The organism is Glycomyces sp. L485, assembly GCF_022548875.1.
GTDB lineage: Bacteria > Actinomycetota > Actinomycetes > Mycobacteriales > Micromonosporaceae > Glycomyces.
The window spans coordinates 1-258 of record NZ_JAKZEW010000040.1 but is presented as its reverse complement, the minus strand read 5'-3'; the positions used below and the strand labels follow the sequence as shown (position 1 = coordinate 258).

1 pseudogene is annotated in these 258 nt (G+C 70.2%); it reads right to left on the bottom strand.

The features are described 5' to 3' along the window. Positions 1 to 258 (bottom strand): annotated as a pseudogene (locus L0U85_RS16620) (hypothetical protein); the annotation flags it as partial.

Genomic DNA, 258 nt, shown 5'->3' with positions numbered 1-258 from the left:
ATCACCGCGACCGGGGCGGCTGGTGAGGCCGCGTCTGCTGGCGGTGTGGTCGGTGTGGGGGCGTGCTCGTCTTCAGGGCGGGAGCGCCCGCCCGGTCCGAAGTCCCGTGCGGAGTCCCGTGCGGAGTCCTGTTCGGAGTCTCGCTTGGGTCCGGTTCCGGTTCGGGGCCCGTGTTCGGGTCCGGTGTTCGGTTCGGTCTCTGCCTGCGGTGCCGGACTCGGTGTGGGTTTGGGTGCGGCGTATTTCTTGCGCAGCTTG